Annotated in this window: 16 protein-coding genes; 9 read left to right on the plus strand and 7 right to left on the minus strand. The window is 72.4% G+C overall.

Features of this window, described 5'->3' with window-relative positions:
- Positions 1–15 precede the first annotated feature (15 nt).
- Both AB0O01_RS19980 and AB0O01_RS19985 read left to right on the plus strand, forming a co-directional pair.
- Positions 16–519: a PH domain-containing protein gene (locus AB0O01_RS19980; RefSeq protein WP_365315038.1), complete on the plus strand. Its 504-nt coding sequence runs from the start codon at positions 16–18 to the stop codon at positions 517–519.
- A 128-nt stretch (positions 520–647) separates the two neighbouring features.
- Positions 648–2,252: a PH domain-containing protein gene (locus tag AB0O01_RS19985; protein ID WP_365315040.1), complete on the plus strand. Its 1,605-nt coding sequence runs from the start codon at positions 648–650 to the stop codon at positions 2,250–2,252.
- A gap of 85 nt (positions 2,253–2,337) precedes the next feature.
- On the opposite strand, the gene AB0O01_RS19990 is transcribed toward AB0O01_RS19985, so the two are convergent.
- A complete protein-coding gene (locus tag AB0O01_RS19990) occupies positions 2,338–4,053 on the minus strand; it encodes a hypothetical protein (RefSeq protein WP_365315042.1) in 1,716 nt (571 codons plus the stop codon).
- Positions 4,054–5,093: 1,040 nt separating this feature from the next.
- Here AB0O01_RS19990 and AB0O01_RS19995 point away from each other — a divergent pair.
- The 6 genes from AB0O01_RS19995 to AB0O01_RS20020 all read left to right on the plus strand — a co-directional run bounded on the left by AB0O01_RS19995 (position 5,094) and on the right by AB0O01_RS20020 (position 10,422).
- A complete protein-coding gene (locus AB0O01_RS19995; protein WP_365315044.1) occupies positions 5,094–6,896 on the plus strand; it encodes a phosphatidylglycerol lysyltransferase domain-containing protein in 1,803 nt (600 codons plus the stop codon).
- A gap of 199 nt (positions 6,897–7,095) precedes the next feature.
- The gene (gene folP / locus AB0O01_RS20000; protein ID WP_365315046.1) at positions 7,096–8,013 is read left to right on the plus strand and encodes a dihydropteroate synthase; all 918 of its coding nucleotides are present in this window, start codon (positions 7,096–7,098) and stop codon (positions 8,011–8,013) included.
- Positions 8,010–8,531 carry a nuclear transport factor 2 family protein gene (locus AB0O01_RS20005; protein WP_365315047.1) on the plus strand — a complete coding sequence of 174 codons (522 nt, stop codon included), beginning with the start codon at positions 8,010–8,012 and terminating at the stop codon, positions 8,529–8,531. Before folP ends, AB0O01_RS20005 begins: the two co-directional genes overlap by 4 nt.
- Positions 8,532–8,881: 350 nt before the next feature.
- On the plus strand, positions 8,882–9,241 hold the full coding sequence (folB, locus tag AB0O01_RS20010) for a dihydroneopterin aldolase (RefSeq protein ID WP_365315049.1): 360 nt from the start codon (positions 8,882–8,884) through the stop codon (positions 9,239–9,241).
- Positions 9,238–9,846, plus strand: coding sequence for a 2-amino-4-hydroxy-6-hydroxymethyldihydropteridine diphosphokinase (gene folK / locus AB0O01_RS20015; protein ID WP_365315051.1), 609 nt, complete (start codon positions 9,238–9,240; stop codon positions 9,844–9,846). Before folB ends, folK begins: the two co-directional genes overlap by 4 nt.
- A gap of 87 nt (positions 9,847–9,933) precedes the next feature.
- The gene (locus AB0O01_RS20020) at positions 9,934–10,422 is read left to right on the plus strand and encodes a DUF3180 domain-containing protein (RefSeq protein WP_365315052.1); all 489 of its coding nucleotides are present in this window, start codon (positions 9,934–9,936) and stop codon (positions 10,420–10,422) included.
- Positions 10,423–10,676: 254 nt separating this feature from the next.
- Here AB0O01_RS20020 and folE read toward each other — a convergent pair whose 3' ends face one another.
- The 6 genes from folE to dacB all read right to left on the minus strand — a co-directional run bounded on the left by folE (position 10,677) and on the right by dacB (position 19,064).
- On the minus strand, positions 10,677–11,282 hold the full coding sequence (gene folE / locus AB0O01_RS20025) for a GTP cyclohydrolase I FolE (RefSeq protein ID WP_355745159.1): 606 nt from the start codon (positions 11,280–11,282) through the stop codon (positions 10,677–10,679).
- Positions 11,283–11,711: 429 nt separating this feature from the next.
- Positions 11,712–13,754, minus strand: coding sequence for an ATP-dependent zinc metalloprotease FtsH (ftsH, locus tag AB0O01_RS20030; RefSeq protein WP_365315054.1), 2,043 nt, complete (start codon positions 13,752–13,754; stop codon positions 11,712–11,714).
- Between the two features lie 263 nt (positions 13,755–14,017).
- Positions 14,018–14,578 (minus strand): hypoxanthine phosphoribosyltransferase, encoded by a 561-nt coding sequence (hpt, locus tag AB0O01_RS20035; RefSeq protein WP_365315465.1) that lies wholly within the window; start codon positions 14,576–14,578, stop codon positions 14,018–14,020.
- Positions 14,579–14,642: 64 nt separating this feature from the next.
- Entirely contained in the window at positions 14,643–15,812 is a 1,170-nt protein-coding gene (gene tilS / locus AB0O01_RS20040; protein ID WP_365315056.1) for a tRNA lysidine(34) synthetase TilS, read from the minus strand.
- Positions 15,813–16,023: 211 nt separating this feature from the next.
- Positions 16,024–17,148, minus strand: a complete 1,125-nt coding sequence (locus AB0O01_RS20045) for a zinc-dependent metalloprotease (RefSeq protein WP_365315057.1) — start codon at positions 17,146–17,148, stop codon at positions 16,024–16,026.
- A 320-nt stretch (positions 17,149–17,468) separates the two neighbouring features.
- Positions 17,469–19,064 (minus strand): D-alanyl-D-alanine carboxypeptidase/D-alanyl-D-alanine-endopeptidase, encoded by a 1,596-nt coding sequence (dacB, locus tag AB0O01_RS20050; protein ID WP_365315059.1) that lies wholly within the window; start codon positions 19,062–19,064, stop codon positions 17,469–17,471.
- Between the two features lie 79 nt (positions 19,065–19,143).
- Between dacB and AB0O01_RS20055 the strand changes: the two genes are divergently transcribed.
- Positions 19,144–19,635 (plus strand): inorganic diphosphatase, encoded by a 492-nt coding sequence (locus AB0O01_RS20055; protein WP_355745171.1) that lies wholly within the window; start codon positions 19,144–19,146, stop codon positions 19,633–19,635.
- Positions 19,636–19,728: the final 93 nt, after the last annotated feature.

A 19,728-nucleotide genomic window follows, 5' to 3' on the forward strand; every position in this document is an offset into this window, starting at 1 on the left:
ACGTAGGCTGGCGGCATGGAGACGGGGAGCCCGCCGAGCGCGGGCACGGCACGGGCCGAACCGGTGTGGACAGGGCTGCCGCCCGGCCTGCTGCGGATGCGGCGGCTGCTGCTGGTGGTCTGGCTGGGCCTGCTGACGCTGGCGGCCGGACTGCTGCCGGGGCTGCTGGCGGGCCCCGCGTGGGCGGCCTTCGCCCTGCTGCCACTGGCGCTGATGGCAGGGGGCTGGGTCATGCTGGAGCGCAACTGGCGGTCCTGGCGGTACACGGAGCGCTCCGACGACCTGCTGATCAGCCGGGGCGTGCTGTGGCGCGAGACGACCGTGGTGCCGTACGGGCGGATGCAGCTCGTGGAGGTCACCTCCGGGCCCGTGGAGCGGCATTTCGGGCTGGCGAGCGTGCAGCTCCACACGGCCGCCGCGGCGTCCGACGCCCGGATCCCCGGCCTGGACCCGGCCGAGGCCGAACGCCTGCGCGACCGCCTCACCGAACTGGGCGAGGCCCGATCGGCGGGGCTGTGAGGACGCCGGGGGCGGACGGCGGCCCTGTGGGGCCCGCCGGGAAGACGGCGAGGGCGGAGGGGGCGGAAGGGGCGGAGGGGTTTCCGGGGGCGCTTGAGGCTCTGGAGGCGGTTGAGGCTCCGGAGGTGATGGGGACCGGGTTTCCGGGGGCGGCGCCCGCGCGCGGGACGGGCACGACGGATGCCACGGACCGGGTGCCCGGCACGCCATACGCAACGGACCGGGTGCCCGGCACTGCGACGGACGGGACGGACCAGCAGACCGGCACTGCGAGGGTCGGGACGGACCCGCAGACCGGCGTCGCGGCGGACGGAACCGACCCGCAGACCCGAGCCACGGCCGACCCGACCGACCGCGAGACCAGGACCACACCAGACCCGGCCACCCACACCCCCAAACCCCCGACAACGGCAACGGCAACGGCAACGGCACCAGGAACCCCCCTCCCCGAACGCCGCCTGCACCCCATCACGCCCCTACGCCGCGCCTGGGCGCCGATCGCCGTGATCATCGGCTGGGCGCTGCACGACCCGGACCAGGCACAGCGCCAGTTGACCCGGCTGACGACGACCACCCTGGTGATCGCCCTCGCGGTGCTGATCCCGGCCGCCGCCCTGTACGGCTTCCTCACCTGGTGGTTCACCCACTTCGCGGTGACCGACTCGGAACTGCGCATCCGTACCGGCCTGTTGTTCCGGCGTACCGCGCACATCCGGCTGGAACGCATCCAGGCGATCGACATCACCCAGCCGCTCCTCGCGCGCGTGGCGGGCGTCTCCAAGCTGCGGCTCGATGTCATAGGGGCCGACAAGAAGGACGAACTCGCCTTCCTCGGCGAGGGCGAGGCCCGCGCGCTGCGGGCCGAACTGCTGGCCCGCGCGGCCGGTTTCGCGCCGGAGACCGCGCACGAGGTCGGCGAGGCACCGGCGCGGCAACTGCTGCGGGTGCCCGCGCGGGACCTGGCGATCTCCCTGGTCCTGACCGGCGCCACCTGGGGCACGCTGGTCGCCGCGGCCGTCGTACCGCCGGTGCTGTGGTACTTCACCCACAGCCTGTGGACGGTGATCGCGACCGGTCTGCCGCTGATCGGCGCGGCGGGCGCGAGCAGCGTGGGACGGTTCGTGAGCGAGTACGACTGGACGCTCGCCGAGTCGCCGGACGGACTGCGCATCGACCACGGGTTGCTCGACCGGGCGCACGAGACGGTGCCGCCGGGGCGGGTGCAGACCGTGCGGATCGTCGAGCCGTGGCTGTGGCGGCGGCGCGGCTGGGTCAAGGTGGAACTGGCCGTGGCCGGTTCGGACAACTCGCTGCTGCTGCCGGTGGCGCCGCGCGAGGTCGCGGAGTCGGTCATCGCGCGGGTGCTGCCGGGGGTGGCGGTCCCCGCGCCGGACGCGCTCAGCCGTCCGCCGCGCCGGGCCCGCTGGTGCGTGCCGGTGTGGTGGCGCGGCCACGGGCTGGCGATCACCGACACCGTCTTCGCCACCCGCCAGGGCCTGGTGAGCCGCCGGCTCGCCCTCGTCCCCCACGCGAAGGTCCAGAGCGTGCGCCTCACGCAAGGCCCCTGGGCGCGCCTGTGGGGCGTCGCGGACGTCCATGTGGACACGGGGGCCAACCAGGTCGAGACAGCGCGTCTGAGGGACGCCGAGGAGGCCGCGCTGCTGCTGCACGCCCAGGCGGAACGCTCCCGCACCGGCCGCCGCGACGCCCGCCCCGACCGCTGGATGGCCTGAGTCACTCGGGCGGCTCACCGGCACCCGGAACGCCGAGAGCCCGGCGCGCGCACGGCGCACCGGGCTCTCCGCCCCGGACCGGAGGTCAGGAGACCGCGCTGCGCAGCCCCTGGACGTCGATCTGCTCGGTCTCGTCGTGCGCGGTCAGATCGATGACGGGACCGTCCTCGCCAGCATCCGCGCGCTCCCGAAGCGGCCCCGGCCCGTCCTCGGCCTGTGCCCGCCGCCGCTGCGCGTCCAGCGCCTCCTGGCCGACGACATCGGCCAGATCCTCGTCCTGCACGGCGCTCGTCGCACCCTCCGCGGCCTCCGGCTGCTGCGTGCCGAAGAAGTCGAAACCGCCCTCCACGGCCGGCCGCCGGGCCGGAGCGGGCGGGACGACGGCCACGGCGGTCGGGACGGTGAAGTGCCCGGTCGGCTGGTGCACCGGTACGGGTCCGGCGGGCCGGGTCTCGGCGGCCCCGGCGGCGTCGCTCTGCGTGTGGGTCGTCGGCGCGGCGACCGCGTGCCCGCGCGCGTCGGCCGCACCGGGCTCCCCCTGTGCCTCGTCCTCCTGAGCCGCCCCCGCCCCGCCCTCGGCGGCCCCAGCGGGCGACGGCCCGGCGGGGCCCCGGCCCTGGGCGGGTACGGCGGCCCGCGCGGGCTCCGGCGTACTCACGGCCGGCAGGTCCGCGCCCGCCGGAACGGCCACGGAGCTGTCCGTACCGGCGCCCTGGGACCCGGCCCCGGCCTCCGGGGCCTCGTCGGCCGCGTCCTCGGGTTCACCGGGACCCCTGCCGTTCGGGTCGGGATCGGGGTCCGTGGAATCGGGGTCAGGGTCGGAGTCGGGGTCAGCGGAATCGGAGGCGCCGGGGTTGGCGGCCCTCTCCGAGCGGGTGGCGGCCTCCTCCAAGACGGTGTCGACGCTCTCCGGGGCGGTACCGCCCTGCTCCGGATCGGTGCCGACGTTCTCCGGGGCGGTGTCGGCCCGTTCCCGGTCCGGGTCACCCTGCTCCACGGCGATGTCGGCCCGCTCCGGCGTGTCCCCCTCGGCAACCGCCTCCCCGCCGGTCGCCACGGACTCCTCCAGCGCCCCCTCGGAACCCTCTGATCCCTCTGAGCTCTCGGAACCCTCGGAACTCTGAGGACCCTTCTCCCGCCCCCGCTTCTCCAACCGCACGAGGGCCTCCCGCGCGCGGAGGAACAACTGCGAGCCCTCGGGCGAGAACAGCGCCGGTGTGTCGGACACAGAGACGGTGGACCCGCCGCTCCCACCGCTCCCACCGCTCCCGGCGTCCCCGGCCCCCTCGGCAGCCTCCGCCGCAGACTCCGCCGATTCCCCCGGCGGCAGCGCGTTCGCCGGTTCCCCGGCCTCTATCTCCAGCAGGCGGCGCCCCTCCAGGGCGGTCGCGCGCTCGGTCTCCGCGGTGGCGTACCGCCGCAGCAGGGCCGCGTGTTCATTGCGCAGGCCCGCCAGTTCGGCGCGCTTGGCGCGCAGCCGCTGCTCCAGCTTGCCGCGCAGCTCGCGCGACTCGTCGAGGTCGGCCTCCAGTTCGGCGACCCGTTCCTCGTGCCGCCACTCCTCGCTCACCCGCACGCGCGCGAGGTCGGCCACCTGCTTGCCCGCCTGTGTGTCCCAGCGGCGCATGACGATCGCCCCGGCGACAGCGGTCAGTGCGGCGACTCCGGCCAGCGCGCGGAGCACCGCGGTCTCGGAGAACACCCAGGGGCCGACCGCGCAGACCACGGCGACGCCTGCGATTGCGGACGGGGGCAGCAGCCGGTGCAGGGGCGGGGAATGGCGGTGACGTCCACGTGGCATGGCCAGAAACTTACCGCGCGTAGGGGAATCGTGGTGCGCCGGGCCGCAAAAACACAGCCACCCCGAACCGTTCACTCGGTTTCGATTCGGTATCGGCGTGCGGAGCCGTACCGGAGTTCCGCGCGATCTCCGCATGATCAACTTCCGGTTGATGCCGCAATTCCCGTCACGGGAATACGAATCCTCTTGATCCGAAGGCCATTTGACCCCGCCCCCGATCCCGGACCGTCCCTCTTACCGCCCCGGCCCCGACCTCCCTGCCGCCCCCGCACCCCGCACCCCTCACTCCTCTCCCCCACCACCCTCCACCACCCTCCCGCCTACCGCGACACGCCGGGCACGCACGCCGAACGCCCCCCGGGGACGGCCCCCTGTCCACCGCCCATCGCCCCACGCAGCGCCGGAGTTCCCCCCTCCATGGCGCATTCCCCTGCCCTCTCCCGTCCCCTGTCGAGAACAGCGCGACGAAGACCACGCCGAAGGCCAGGACGAAGACGCCCGGCGAAGAGCACCGCGAAGTGGGTGCGATGTGGGCGCGAAGTGGGCGCGGAGTCCGGGCGAAGTCGGCGCGAAGTCGACCTCAAGAGAGCAAGAGAGCCCGAGATGGCTCTCAAGGCCCCCGGAGATCGCGCACGGATGCCACCCCGGGATACCCGGCGGATGCCACCCGCCGATGCCCCCGGAGATGCACCCGGGAGATGCCCGGCAGTTGCCCCATAGAACCCCGCGAGAACCTCCGGAGAACCCCGGAAGATCCCCCGGAGAGGTGCCGACGCTTCCCGGAAGAGACCCCGCATTCCCCATTACCGGCCCCCTCCCGCGCGCGATCACCGCACGCGCCCCTGCCCCCGGCAGACCGCCCCCCCTAGGGCATGCCCCGACTTTTCACGGGCTTTGAACCACCTTTGAACGGCGGAGTGAACCTCATCCCCCGACTCGTCGTCCTAGAGGGCGCAATGTGGCCGGATGCCCGAATCGGGACGGCCACGGGGTCTCTCTCGGAACAGCGGGATGCGATGGCTGTCACGGAAGGTGGGGAAATGTCGGGCACAGCACCGGCACGGGCGGGAAGGGTGCGGCGGCGGCTGCGCGGTCCGCACCCCCGGTCGGTGCCCGTCCTCGTCGCCGGGGCCTGCGCGCTGGTGGGCCTGCTGGACATCGCCGCGGGCGTGTTCCCACGCTTCCGGCACAGCCGTGCGCACGCCCTCGCGGAGGTGCTGCCCGGCGCGCTGGGCCCGTTCGCGGCGGCCCTCTCGCTCAGCGCGGGCGTCCTGCTGCTGCTCCTCGCGCGCGGCCTGCGGCGCCGCAAGCGGCGGGCCTGGCGAGCGGCGGTGGCCCTGCTCCCGGTGGGCGCCGTCGCCCAGTTCGCCTACCGCCACTCGCTCGCCGGCGTCCTTCTCGCGCTTGCCCTGCTGTGGGTGCTGCTGCGCCACCGGGGCCAGTTCGCCGCCCTGCCCGACCCGCGCAGCCGCTGGCGCGCGCTGGCCAACTTCGTGCTCATGGGCGCCGGTTCGCTCGCGCTGGGCCTGGTGATCGTCAGCGTCCACCAGGGCCCCATGGTGGGCGACCCGAGCTGGGCGGCCCGCCTGACCCACGTCCTGTACGGCCTGCTCGGCGTCCAGGGCCCGGTCGACTACAAGGGCAGCACCTCCTGGACGGTGGCCGCCTCCCTGGGCGCCCTGGGCCTGCTGACCGCCGTCACCACCGTCTACCTCGCCTTCCGCCCCGAGCACCCGGCCGCGCGGCTCAGCGAGGACGACGAGCAGCGGCTGCGCGCCCTGCTGGAACGGCACGGCGGCCGGGACCTGCTCGGCCACTTCGCCCTGCGCCGCGACAGGGCGGTGGTGTTCTCGCCCAGCGGCAAGGCGGCCGTCACCTATCGCGTGGTCTCCGGTGTGATGCTCGCCGACGGCGATCCGATCGGGGACATGGAGGCGTGGCCCGGCGCCATGGAGCGCTTCATGGACGTGGCCCGCGCCCACTCCTGGACGCCCGCCGTCATGGGCTGCTCCGAGACCGGCGGCGAGGTGTGGACCCGCGAGACCGGCCTGGACGCGCTCGAACCGGGCGACGAGGCGGTGGTGGACGTCCCGGATTTCTCGCTCGCCGGCCGCGCGATGCGCAACGTGCGCCGGATGGTCACCCGCATCGAGCGCGCCGGTTACGAGACCCGGGTACGACGCGTGCGTGACCTCGGCGCGGCCGGGCTGGACCGGATCCGCCGGGCGGCGGACGACTGGCGGGGCACCGCCACCGAGCGCGGCTTCTCCATGGCGCTGGGCCGTGTCGGCGACCCCGCGGTCGGGGACTGCCTGATCGCCACCGCCCACCGCGCCGAGGCGGAACCGGGCCCCTATGGCGACCTCAGGGCCGTCCTGCACTTCGTTCCCTGGGGCGGGGACGGCGTGTCCCTGGATCTGATGCGCCGCGACCGCGCCGCCGACCCCAAGCTGAACGAGCTGCTGACCGTGGCGGCCCTGCGCGCCGCGCCGAGGTTCGGGATCTCGCGCGTGTCGCTGAATTTCGCGATGGTCCGCTCGGCGCCGACCCGTGGCGGGCGGATCGGCGCCGGTCCGGTGCTGCGGGCCTGGCGGGGGCTGCTGCTGTGTCTCTCGCGCTGGTTCCGGATCGAGTCGCTGTACCGCTTCAACGCCACGTTCCGGCCCCGCTGGGAGCCCCGTTTCGTGGTCTACCGTGCCTCCGCCGACCTGCCCCGCATCGGTGTCGCCGCGCTGCGGGCCGAGGGCTTCCTGACCGCCCCGCCGCTCCCCCTGCGCCGCCGCACCACCCCGGCCCGCCCCCGCGCCCACGGCCTACCGGAACGGGACGTGCGGACGGCATAACACCCCAGCCGCACCCCGCCTCCGTGCCGCCCCCACCAGCACCCGCCCCGCACCCTCCAGGCACCCGCCCCCGGACCCCACCGTCGGACCCCGCCCCCACACCCCGCCGTCGGATCCCGAGCGACGGCCGGGCGACGGCCGGGCGGCGGGCGGACGACGACCAGACGATCCGCCCCACCCAGGGGCCTACGCTGAACGTATGAGCAAGCAGATCGGACGCCGGAGCGTCGCGGGACTCCCCACATGGGACCGCTGCGCGGTGATGGGGGTCGTGAACGTGACCCCGGATTCCTTCTCCGACGGAGGCCGCTGGTTCGACACGACGGCCGCCGTCAAGCACGGCCTCGACCTGGTCTCCGAGGGCGCCGACCTGATCGACGTGGGCGGCGAGTCCACCCGGCCGGGCGCCACCCGCGTCGACGAGGAGGAAGAGCTGCGCCGGGTCGTCCCGGTGGTCCGCGGCCTCGCCGCCGAGGGCGCTGTGGTCTCCGTCGACACCATGCGCGCGTCGGTCGCCGAGCAGGCCCTCGCGGCCGGCGCCGCCCTCGTCAACGACGTCAGCGGCGGCCTCGCCGACCCCGCCATGATCCCGGCCGTCGCCGCGGCGGGCGCGCCCTTCGTCGTCATGCACTGGCGCGGCTTCCTGGCGGGCGGCAACGTCCAGGGCTCCTACGACGATGTCGTCACCGAGGTCGTCGACGAGCTGCACGCGCGCGTGCGGGCCGTACGGGAGGGCGGTATCGCCGCCGACCGGATCGTCGTCGACCCCGGTCTCGGCTTCTCCAAGCAGGCCGAGCACGATCTCGCGCTGCTCGCCCGGCTGGACCGGCTGAACGCCCTCGGCCACCCGGTCCTCGTCGCCGCCTCCCGCAAACGGTTCCTGGGACGGGTCCTGGCCGGGCCGGGCCACGCGCCCCCACCCGCGCGCGAGCGCGACGCGGCCACGGCCGCCGTCTCCGCGCTCGCCGCGTACGCGGGCGCGTGGGCGGTACGCGTCCACGAGGTACGCGCCACCGCCGACGCCGTACGCGTCGCCCACGCGGTGGAGCGGGCCCGCACCGAAGAAGAGGCCCGCACCCCCGGATCAACCCCCCGGCCGACCGAAGGAGACAGGTGAGCGCCCCCCACATCGACGTCGAGCAGGTGGAAGCCGCCAACACCGCCTACTACGAGGCGCTGGAGCGCGGCGATTTCGAGGCGGTGTCCGCGCAGTGGCTCAGCCCGTCCGACCTCGGCGTCGACGAGGAGTACCACGACCCGGCCGACACCGGGGTGATCTCCTGCGTGCACCCGGGCTGGCATGCGCTCACCGGACGCGGCGAGGTGCTGCGCTCCTACGCGCTGATCATGGCCAACACGGACTACATCCAGTTCTTCCTGACGGATGTGCATGTGTCCGTCACCGGCGACACCGCGCTGGTGACCTGCACCGAGAACATCCTCAGCGGCGGCCCCGCCCCCGAGGAGGGCGGCGAGCTGGGCCCGCTGGTGGGTCAGCTCGTGGTGGCCACGAATGTGTTCCGGCGCACCGACGACGGCTGGAAGCTCTGGTCCCACCACGCCTCCCCGGTCCTGGCGGAGAACGACGAGGACGACACGGACGAACCACCCGCCCCGGACGAAACCCTCTCCTGACAGAACGGATCAGACCAGCGCGAATAGAGCGAATAGATCGGAACAGAGCGGAACAGAGCAGGGCAAACGAACAAGATCAATGAATAGGACAAACGGACAGGGCAAACGAACAAGACGACCCCGGCCCGAAAGGTGGTTGGAATCACCTACCCCGGGGTAGGCGCGGTTTCCGACCCCGACCGGCCGGGTTCCCCGGGGGAAACACCCGGTGAATCCGCCCGGCCCCGGCCCGCCCCCGGACCCCCGTGGCCCGGGACTGTCAGTGCCCGCAGGTAGATTCGTTCGTGGCCGACCGTTCGCCCGCACGCGGTACGGACCGGCCCCCACCGACGATTGCAGGAGTGATTCGCGTGGATCGTGTCGCGCTGCGCGGCCTCAAGGCCCGCGGGCACCACGGGGTGTTCCCCAAGGAGCGCGAGGAGGGCCAGACCTTCCTCGTGGACCTGGTCCTGGGGCTGGACACGCGCCCGGCGGCAGCCGACGACGACCTGGAGAAGACCGTCCACTACGGCATCGTCGCCGAGGAGGTCGTCGCCGTCGTCGAGGGCGAACCCGTCAACCTCATCGAGACGCTCGCCGAGCGCATCGCGCAGGTCTGTCTGAAGCACCCGGAGGTCCAGGAGGTCGAGGTCTGTGTCCACAAACCGGACGCGCCGATCACGGTCCCCTTCGACGACGTGACCGTCACCATCAGCCGGAGCCGAGTATGACCGCCTTCACCGAGGGCCACAGCGACCCGACCGTCCAGCCGGTGCCCGCCTCCGTCGTCGAGCGGGTCGACGCCGCCGACACCACCCTCCAGAACCCGCGAAGAGCCGTCGTCGCCCTCGGCTCCAACCTGGGCAACCGCCTGGAGACCCTCCAGGGCGCCATCGACGCGCTGGAGGACACCCCGGGCGTCCGCGTCAAGGCGGTCTCCCCGGTGTACGAGACCGAGCCCTGGGGCGTCGACCCCGGCAGCCAGCCCTCCTACTTCAACGCGGTCATCGTCCTAAGGACCACCCTCCCGCCCTCCTCCCTGCTGGAGCGGGCGCACGCGGTCGAGGAGGCGTTCCACCGGGTCCGCGACCAGCGCTGGGGCCCGCGCACCCTCGACGTCGACATCGTGTCGTACGCCGATGTGGTGTCCGACGACCCGCAGCTCACCCTCCCTCACCCGCGCGCCCACGAACGGGCCTTCGTGCTCGCCCCCTGGCACGACGTGGACCCGTCGGCCCTGCTGCCCGGCCGGGGTCCGGTCGCCGCCCTCCTCGCCGGTGTGGGCCGGGACGGCGTGGCGGCCCGCGGCGACCTGGAACTACGGCTGCCCGAATAGTCGTTAAGGTCGACACGACCGCAGGGCCCGCCGGGCGCGGTCGTGCGTCGACGGACCGCCCATCGACCCGGGAGCTGAAGGGACACCGTGAGAGAGCTGCGCGTCAGGCTGCTGATCGGCGTTTTCGTCGTCGCCGGAGTGCTGTCCTGGGCAGCCGCCCGCCTGTGGAACTCGGTGGGCACCCTGCCCAGTGTGCCCCTGGCCGCCCCCATCGTCCTCGCGCTGATCGCGGTCGTCCTGCTGTCCACGGCGCTCTCGCTGCGCGCCCGTCTCAAGGCCCAGCGCGAGCGCGAGCCGGGCGCCAAGGGCGTCGATCCGCTGATGGCCGCACGAGCCGTCGTCTTCGGCCAGGCCAGCGCCCTGGTGGCCGCCCTGGTCGCCGGTATGTACGGCGGCACGGGCGTCTTCCTGCTGGAGCTTCTCGATGTCCCGGCCCGCCGCGACCAGGCGATCTACGCCGGTTTCTCGGTCGTGGCGGGCATCGCGGTGATAGCGGCGGCCCTGTTCCTGGAGCACGTCTGCAAGCTCCCGGACGACGACGACCACGACACGACCGGCACCGCCCCCACGACCTGACACCCCCGGCAACACACCGGACAGCCGGACAGCCAGACCGGCCACGTCACACACCATCGGCAGACCGGGCAGACCGGGGGCAGGCCACCTCGCACGTCGCGGCCCGCCAGACAGGCCACCCCGACTCCTCCAGGGGCCGCTATCGGCACCACCCGCCCCACCACCAACGAGGCGCCCCCGCCCTCACCACCAGCGCGCGACAACTCCCCTCGGCCGCAGGTACGGTACCGCCTCACCGCGCCATGATCAGACTCTCACCGCGCCATGATCAGACTCATCGCCTCGTTCCGGGTCGCCGCATCCCGCAACTGACCCCGCACCGCCGAGGTGAGGGTCTTCGCGCCCGGCTTGCGGATCCCCCGCATCGACATGCACATGTGCTCGCACTCCACGACCACGATCACCCCGCGCGGCTCCAGGATCTCCATCAGCGAGTCCGCGATCTGCGTGGTGAGGCGCTCCTGCACCTGCGGCCGGCGGGCGTAGACATCCACCAGCCGGGCCAGCTTGGACAGTCCCGTGATCTTGCCGCTGGTCGACGGGATGTACCCGACATGCGCGACGCCCCGGAACGGCACCAGATGGTGCTCACAGGTCGAGTACACCTCGATGTCCTTCACGAGCACCATCTCGTCGTGCCCGAGGTCGAACGTCGTGGTCAGCACATCCTGCGGCTGCTGCCACAGCCCCGCGAAGATCTCCTTGTACGCCCGCGCCACCCGCGCCGGGGTCTCCCTGAGGCCCTCGCGGTCCGGGTCCTCGCCGACCGCGATGAGGAGTTCGCGCACCGCGTTCTCGGCACGCTTCTCGTCGAACTCACCTATGGGGCGCTCGCCGTCCAGCGTCACGGCGTCGGTCATGGGGTGCCTCGTTCCTGTACGGGTCGCGCGGCGCGCGCCTCATCTGCGGGCCTACGGAAATTCCGCACCCCAGGCTAGAACCAGGGGGGCGCGGTATCCATTCCGGGCCGGATGGGGCCGAAGGACCCCTAAGGGCCCAGCGCAACCCAACCGGGGCAGCGAAGCGGCACCGCCCCACACCCCGCTATCGCCCGACTCCCTCAGTACCACCCCACTCCCCGGCACCGCCCCACGCCCCGCTACCGCCCTACTCCCCCAGTACCACCCCGCGCCCCCGCGCCCCCGATACCACCCCCACCCCCTCCGCTCCCCGCCAAGCCGCACCCAAACAAAAAAGCCGGAGGGCACCGGCCCACCCCCCTCAAGGGGTCGACCCGTGCCCTCCGCTCGGTCTCTCCGCGCTCGGTCTCTCCGCGGTGCCCGTCGGCGCTAGCTCTCCGGACGCTCCTCGGGTGCCGGTTCGGCCACCGGGGCCGAGGGCTCGGCCGTGGTGGACTTGGCCGTGGTGATCGCCGGAGTCGCGCCGTTGGCACCGTTCGTCAGGGCCAGCTCCTTGGGGGAGAGGACCGGCGGACGGGTCGACGGGGTGCGACGGGAGGAGCCGGTCCAGGCCGGCCGCGGGGGACGCTTGACGATGGTGGCGAAGACCTCGGCGATCTCCTCCTTGCCCAGCGTCTCCTTCTCCAGCAGCGCCAGCACGAGGTTGTCGAGGACGTCCCGGTTCTCGACCAGGATCTCCCACGCCTCGTTGTGCGCGTTCTCGATCAGCTTCTTGACTTCCTCGTCCACCAGCGCGGCGACCTCTTCCGAGTAGTCGCGCTGGTGAGCCATCTCACGGCCGAGGAAGGGCTCGGTGTTGTCGCCGCCGAACTTGATGGCGCCGAGCCGCTCGGTCATGCCGTACTGGGTGACCATCGCGCGGGCCGTGGTGGTGGCCTTCTCGATGTCGTTCGCGGCGCCCGTGGTCGGGTCGTGGAAGACCAGTTCCTCGGCCGCGCGACCGCCCAGCATGTAGGCGAGCTGGTCGAGCATCTCGTTGCGGGTGGTGGAGTACTTGTCCTCGTCGGGCAGGACCATGGTGTAGCCCAGGGCCCGGCCGCGGGACAGAATGGTGATCTTGTGGACCGGGTCGGAGTTCGGTGAGGCCGCCGCGACCAGGGCGTGACCGCCCTCGTGGTACGCGGTGATCTTCTTCTCCTTGTCCGACATGATCCGGGTCCGCTTCTGCGGGCCCGCGACCACCCGGTCGATCGCCTCGTCCAGCATCTGGTTGTCGATCAGCTTCTTGTCGCTGCGCGCCGTCAGGAGCGCCGCTTCGTTCAGCACGTTCGACAGGTCGGCGCCCGTGAAGCCCGGCGTGCGGCGGGCGACGGCGGACAGATCGACGTCCGGGGCGACCGGCTTGCCCTTCTGGTGGACCTTGAGGATCTCCAGACGGCCCTGCATGTCCGGGCGGTCGACCGCGATCTGGCGGTCGAAGCGGCCGGGACGCAGCAGCGCCGGGTCCAGGATGTCGGGCCGGTTGGTGGCGGCGATCAGGATCACACCGCCCTTGACGTCGAAGCCGTCCATCTCGACCAGGAGCTGGTTGAGGGTCTGCTCGCGCTCGTCGTGACCACCGCCGAGGCCGGCGCCGCGGTGGCGGCCGACCGCGTCGATCTCGTCGACGAAGACGATCGCCGGGGCGTTCGCCTTGGCCTGCTCGAAGAGGTCACGGACCCGGGAGGCACCGACACCGACGAACATCTCGACGAAGTCGGATCCGGAGATCGAGTAGAAGGGCACACCCGCCTCGCCGGCCACGGCGCGCGCGAGAAGCGTCTTGCCGGTTCCGGGAGGCCCGTAGAGCAGGACACCCTTGGGGATCTTGGCGCCCACGGCCTGGAACTTGGCGGGCTCCTGGAGGAACTCCTTGATCTCGTGGAGCTCCTCGACCGCCTCGTCCGAACCGGCGACGTCCGCGAAGGTCGTCTTCGGCGTGTCCTTGGTGATGAGCTTGGCCTTCGACTTCCCGAAGTTCATCACCCGGGAGCCGCCGCCCTGCATCTGATTCATCAGGAACAGGAAGACGACGACGATGAGCACGAAGGGGAGCAGGGAGAGCAGAATGCCGACGAACGGGTTCTGCTTGGACGGCGAAACGGTGTAGCCGTCCGGAATCTGGTTGTCCTGGTACTTCGTCTGCAGCGTATTGGCGATGGTGACGCCCTGGTCGCCAATGTAGCTGGCCTGGATCTTGGAGCTGCCCTCGATCTTCTGGCCGTCCTTGAGCGTGACCTTGATGGTCTGCTCGTCACCGGTGGTGAGCTGGGCCGCATCGACCCGGTTCTCGTTGATCGCCTGGACCACCTGGCCGGTGTCCACCGTCTTGTAGCCACCGGACGAGCCGACGACCTGCATCAACACGACCACGGCAAGGACGGCCAGCACGATCCACATGACCGGCCCACGGAAGTATCGCTTCACGTCCATCCACACGGAGCGGTGCCGCCCCGTCCCTCCTGCCATAGTGAGTTTGATAAGACAGTTCTTCTGACGGTACCCCAGCATTGTCGCCCGACGACGCATGGGACGGCTGGCATTCCCGTCTACGCATGCTCCAACGGCGCGGAACCCGCTGGGGTTCCCGATCTCCTCGTCCCCCTTGGTCCATCCTGGTCCGGCTTGGTCCGTACGGATCAGCGGCACCGGCTGTCCGTACGGTCCGGGGGGCGGCGGCCCTCGCCGCGGGGGCCTCAGCCGCCGTAGACGTGGGGCGCGAGCGTGCCGACGAACGGCAGGTTGCGGTACTTCTCCGCGAAGTCGAGGCCGTAGCCGACGACGAACTCGTTGGGGATGTCGAAGCCCACCCACTCGACGTCGATGGCGACCTTCGCCGCGTCCGGCTTGCGCAGCAGGGTGCACACCTTCAGCGACTCCGGCTCGCGCGAGCCGAGGTTGGACAGCAGCCAGGACAGGGTCAGTCCGGAGTCGATGATGTCCTCGACGATCAGGACGTGCTTGCCCTTGATGTCGGTGTCGAGGTCCTTGAGGATCCGCACCACACCGGAGGACTGGGTGCCCGCCCCGTAGGAGGACACCGCCATCCAGTCCATGGTGACGGGGGTGGACAGCGCCCGCGCGAGGTCGGCCATGACCATCACCGCGCCCTTGAGCACACCGACGAGGAGCAGGTCCTTGCCCGCGTACTCGGCATCGATCTTGGCGGCCAGCTCGGCGAGCTTGGCGTCGATCTCTTCCTTGGTGATGAGCACCTGCTGGAGGTCGGCACCCATGTCTTTCGCGTCCACCCGCATCACTTTCGGTCGTCCCACCGGCTGACCGGGACCCTCGCCGGAGAGGGTCCGGAGGGGTGTCGATTCAGCCTTGCCGAATCACCAGTCTGCCACCCTGCCGCTGGGCGACGACTCTGCCCGGCAGGTTGATGGCCCCCTGGCCCCGCCAGCCGGTGATCAGCCGGTCCACTTCCTCGATGTGGCGCGCGAACAGCGAACCCGCGGGAGCACCCGCCTCGATCGCCGCGCGCCGCAGCACCCGGCGGCGGACGGCGGGGGGCAGCGCGTAGAGCTTGGCGCACTCCAGCAGCCCCGCGGAGTCCCGTACGGCGCTCTCGGCCTGGCGGGCCCAGGCGTCGAGGGCGTCGGCGTCGTCCCGGGACAGTTGTGCCGTCCGGGCGAGCGCTTCGACGACGCCCTTGCCGAGCGCCTTCTCCAGGGCCGGTAGGCCCTCGTGGCGCAGCCGGGAGCGGGTGTAGGCGGGGTCCGCGTTGTGCGGGTCGTCCCAGACGGGCAGGGACTGGACCATGCACGCCTTGCGGACCGTCTGCCGGTCGAGCTGGAGGAAGGGACGCCGGTAACGGCCGTCGGCCCCCGAGACCGCGGCCATCCCGGACAGGGAGCGGATGCCGGACCCCCGGGCGAGGCCCAGCAGGACGGTCTCGGCCTGGTCGTCACGGGTGTGCCCGAGCAGGACGGCGGCGGCGCCATGGCGTTCGGCGGCGGCGTCGAGGGCGGTGTAGCGGGCGTCGCGGGCGGCGGCCTCGGGGCCCACCCGGCGTCCGCCGCCTCCGGTGTAGCCGGAGCCGTGGGCGGGGGTGTCGGACTCGCTGCCGATGGTGACGGCGCTGGCCTCGACCGGGTCCAGGCCGAGCCCGCGCAGCCGCTGGACGACGTCCTCGGCGCGCGCGGCGGAGCCCTGCTGGAGTCCGTGGTCGACGGTGATGCCGCCGGCGCGGAGACCGAGGCGGGGGGCTTCGAAGGCGAGGGCGGAGGCGAGCGCCATGGAGTCGGCGCCACCGGAACAGGCGACGAGTACGAGCGGGGACGGCGGTCGCTCGTACGGGCGGTCGCAGGCGGGCGCGAGACCGGTGCGGCCCGCGGGCCCCCCGGGGGCCGCGCCGACGCAGCCGGCGGCCAGGGGGACGGCCGCGCTGCCGGTGGGGTCGGGGACGCGGCTGTGTTCGGTGAGGATGTCGTGGAGGACGCGGCGGACCGCCAGGCGTATCGCCGCGACCGCAGGATGGGGACCCATGTCCGGTTCCCTTCATGAATATTTCGGGGGGAGAGCCCGAGTCCGGTCACTCAGAGTGTGTAGATGGTGACAGAACCGAGCGGTTCCCCGAGCATTGCACGCCTGCCCAGGGCCCACGGTCCCTCGGACGGGTGATTGGAGGGGCGTTCGACTGCCGTCGGCCGGATCCGGTTCACCACGTCACTCGGGATTCACGACGCACCCCCGCGGTTCACGACTCCGCCTTGCGGTGCACCCGCGCGATCCAGTCCGCCGGTTTGGCGATCTCCGTCTTCGTGGGCAGGGTGTTGGGCGAGGTCCACACCCGGTTGAAGCCGTCCATACCGACCTCCTCGACGACCGCGCGCACGAACCGCTCGCCGTCGCGGTACTGGCGCAGCTTGGCGTCCAGGCCGAGCAGCTTGCGCAGGGCCAGGTCGAGGCGGGAGGCGCCCTTGGCGCGGCGCTGCTGGAACTTCTCCCGGATCTCCCCGACGGTCGGGACGACGGCCGGGCCGACGCCGTCCATCACGAAGTCGGCGTGCCCCTCCAGGAGGGACATCACGGCGGTCAGCCGGCCGAGGATCTCCCGCTGCCCCGGCGTCTGCACGATCTCGACGAGGGACCGCCCGCCGTCGTCCTCCTCGCCCTCCGGACGCCCGCCCGCCAGCGACTGCGCGGCCTCCCGGATCCGCTCCAGCACGGTCATGGGATCGACCTCGGTCTCCGCCAGGAACGACTGGATTTCGCCCTCCAGATGGTCCCGCAGCCAGGGCACGGCCGAGAACTGGGTCCGGTGGGTCTCCTCGTGCAGACACACCCACAGCCGGAAGTCATGCGGCTGGACGTCGAGTTCGCGCTCCACGTGGACGATGTTCGGGGCGACGAGGAGCAGCCGGCCGCCGTTCTTCTCGCCGGCCGGGAGTTCCCTGGTCGCCGGGGCGAAGGTCTCGTACTGGCCCAGCACCCGGGACGACAGGAAGGACAGCAGCATGCCCAGCTCGACGCCGGTCACCTTGCCGCCGACCGCGCCGAGCACGGCACCGCCGGGGGTGCTGCCGCGACGTTCCTGCATCTTCTCCAGGAGGGGTTTCAGGATCTCCCGGAACCCGGCGACGTTCGCCCGCACCCAGCCGGGGCGGTCGACCACCAGGACGGGGGTGTCATGGATCTCGCCGGTCCCCATCCGGGTGAAGCCCCGGACGTGTTCCTCGGAGGCTCTGGCATGGCGGCGAAGCTCCGCGACGACCGCGCGGGCCTCGTCACGGCTCACTTCCGGGCCCGGCCGCACCAGCCGGGTCGCGGTCGCCACCGCGAGATTCCAGTCGACCATCTCGGCACCACCGATGCGCGTCATGCGCTCAACGGTACGTGAGCGCTGCCGCTGGGGGCAGGCTGTGGGGGTTTGGGGGGCGGGGGGTTGTCGTCCGGGGGGTGGTGGGGGGGTGGCTGGGCGGGCGGTTCGGGTGGCGGTGGGGTGGGGCTGGGGTGGGGCTGGGCGCGCAGTTCCCCGCGCCCCTTCAGGGGGTGGGATGCGGCGTTTCTTGGTCAGTGCGGGGGCGGATACGGGATGCGGGGGCGGGTTGTCGTTCGGCTGGTGGTGGGGGTGGCTGGGCGCGCAGTTCCCCGCGCCCCTTCAGGGGGTGGCGGGGGGCTGCGCGTCTTGGGGGGTTGCCGTTAGTGGCATGTGCAGGTGGCCAGGGCTGTTGCTGTGGTGTCCAGGGCCGTTTGGGCGGCTGTGGGATCGGTGGTGTCCGTGGCCAGGAAGGCGAAGGCCAGGACCTGGCCGGTCGGGGTGACGGCGGTGCCGGCGAGGGTGTTGACGCCGGTCAGGGTGCCGGTCTTGGCGCGGACGACGCCGGCGGCGCCGTCGGTGTAACGGGTGCTCAGCGTGCCGGTGAAACCGGCCACCGGCAGGCCCGTGAGGGCGGGGCGCAGGGCGGGGAGGGCGGGGTCGGCAGCCTTGGCGAGCAGGGCGGTGAGCAGATCGGCGGTGAGCCGGTCGGCGCGGGCCAGGCCGCTGCCGTCCTTGAAGGAGGCGCCCGCGACCGGCAGCCCCAGGTTCTTCAGGCGGGACTTGATCGCCGTACCGGCGCCCTTGAAGTCGGCGCGCTGGTCCGAGGCGAGGGCGGTGTGGCGGGCGAGGGCCTCGGCGATGTCGTTGTCGCTGTGGGTCAGCATCCGCTCGACCAGCGTGGACAGCGGGGGCGAGGTCACGGTCGCCAGGGTCTCGGCGCGGGCGGTGGCCTTGGAGGGGCCCGGGGGCTCGGAGGTGATGCCGTGGCTCTTGAGGAAGCCCGCGAAGGAGCGGGTGGCCTCGGCCGCCGGGTCGGTGTGGCGGGGGGCGGGGCCGCTGGTGGAGTCGTCGGTGCGGGCCTGGTCGGCCATGAGCGGGGTGACCTCGGCGAGGTTGTCGTTGACCCCGATCGGGTGGCGTGCGTCCCCGGCATAGAGGGTGGTGTCGTAGGAGAGCGTGACCTCGGTGGTGCCGCGTTTCTTCAGTTCCCTCGCGGTGCGCTCGGCGAGGGCGCGCAGGTCGGCCGAGCCGCCGCTGTCCTCGCGGGCGGTGAGCGTGGGGTCGCCGCCGCCGACGAGGACGACCTCGCCGGTGCCGGGCTCGAAGGCAACCCGGGTGGTCAGGCGGTGGTCCGGGCCGAGGGCGTCCAGCGCGGCGACGGCGGTGGCGATCTTCGTGGTGGAGGCCGGGGTGAGCGAGGCCCCGGAGCTGACGCCGTAGAGCCGCTCGCCGGTGGTGACGTCGACGACCGAGGCGGCCCGGCGGTCGCCCAGACCGGCGTCCTTGAACAGCGGGTCCAGCACCTCGGCAAGGGTCCTGCCGCCGTTCGGGGGTGCCTTCACCCCTCCGGCCGGGCCCGCGGAGACCCCGAGAGCCTCCAGCACGGAGGCCGCGCTGGGGGCCGGACGGGGTGCTCCGGCGGACGTACCGGAATTACGACCGTGATCTGCGCCACCCGAATTCCGCTGCGCGGCGGCCGTATCGCGCTCCGCCGTGCGCTGGCCCGTGGCGTCGAAGGGCCCCGCGGCGGTCACCACTCCGGCCGCCAGCGCGAGCCCGATGGCCGCCGCGCCGGTCGTGTACTGCCAGGTCTTCACCGTGGTCACCCGTTTGACCTGCGGTTTCATTGCGCGGGCCCAGCGCGTGGCGTGGGGCCTCGCGGCCTCCGCCGCCCGCGTGAGCCGCGGCCGTACGGCTCGTGTGAGCCGTGTCACCCGCTCTCCCGCCCGCCAGCGACCCTGTTCGGGCACGACCACCAGCCCCTTTCGCGATCACACACCTGCGTGAGGGACACTTAACCACCACAACTGCGTGCTGATCATGGAGGAGCCACCGGTGGAGTTCGACGTAACGATCGAGATCCCGAAGGGTTCGCGCAACAAGTACGAGGTGGACCACGAGACCGGTCGTATCCGCCTGGACCGCCGACTCTTCACCTCGACCAGCTACCCGGCCGACTACGGCTTCGTCGAGAACACCCTCGGCGAGGACGGCGACCCGCTGGACGCGCTCGTCATCCTGGAGGAGCCGACCTTCCCCGGCTGTCTCATCACCTGCCGTGCGATCGGCATGTTCCGCATGACCGACGAGGCCGGCGGCGACGACAAGCTGCTGTGTGTCCCGGCGTCCGACCCCCGGGTGGAGCACCTGCGCGACATCCACCACGTGTCGGAGTTCGACCGCCTGGAGATCCAGCACTTCTTCGAGGTCTACAAGGACCTGGAGCCCGGCAAGTCCGTCGAGGGCGCCAACTGGGTGGGCCGCACCGACGCCGAGGCCGAGATCGAGCGGTCGTACAAGCGCTTCAAGGAGCAGGGCGGCCACTGAGCCCTTCGGGTTGTCAGAGGACCATCGGCGAACGGCCGTACGCATCCCGCGTGCGGCCTTTCGCTTGTCTGTGCGCATACTGAGGCCGTTGGG

Origin of the sequence: Streptomyces sp. NPDC093252 (assembly GCF_040683675.1) — a bacterium.
Taxonomy (GTDB): domain Bacteria; phylum Actinomycetota; class Actinomycetes; order Streptomycetales; family Streptomycetaceae; genus Streptomyces.